We start from the raw sequence: 250 nt of genomic DNA, 5'->3' as shown, positions 1-250 counted from the left end.
GCCCCGCGCCTACCAGTGGGTGGACGGCAGCGCCTACCTCCATCATATGGAGCTTGTCCGCAAGGCCCGCGGCACCACCCTCCCAGAGGACCATCGGAAGGACCCGGTGCTCTACCAAGGAGGCTCCGACAGCTTCTTGGGTCCCGTCGATCCGATCCGGCTTGCCGACGATTCCTGGGGCCTCGACTTCGAGGCCGAGCTTGCGGTGATTACGGGCGATGTGCCCCAGGGGACGCGGGCCGAAGGCGCC

1 protein-coding gene is annotated in these 250 nt (G+C 68.0%); it reads left to right on the top strand.

Annotation, left to right across the window (positions count from 1 at the left end; genetic code table 11):
- Positions 1-250: fumarylacetoacetate hydrolase family protein (locus L9G74_RS21445; RefSeq protein ID WP_238898847.1), on the top strand; the 250-nt coding region annotated here is incomplete at both ends.

This window comes from Shewanella electrica (assembly GCF_022321485.1).
GTDB lineage: Bacteria > Pseudomonadota > Gammaproteobacteria > Enterobacterales > Shewanellaceae > Shewanella > Shewanella electrica.
This window is presented reverse-complemented; position numbering and strand designations above follow the sequence as displayed.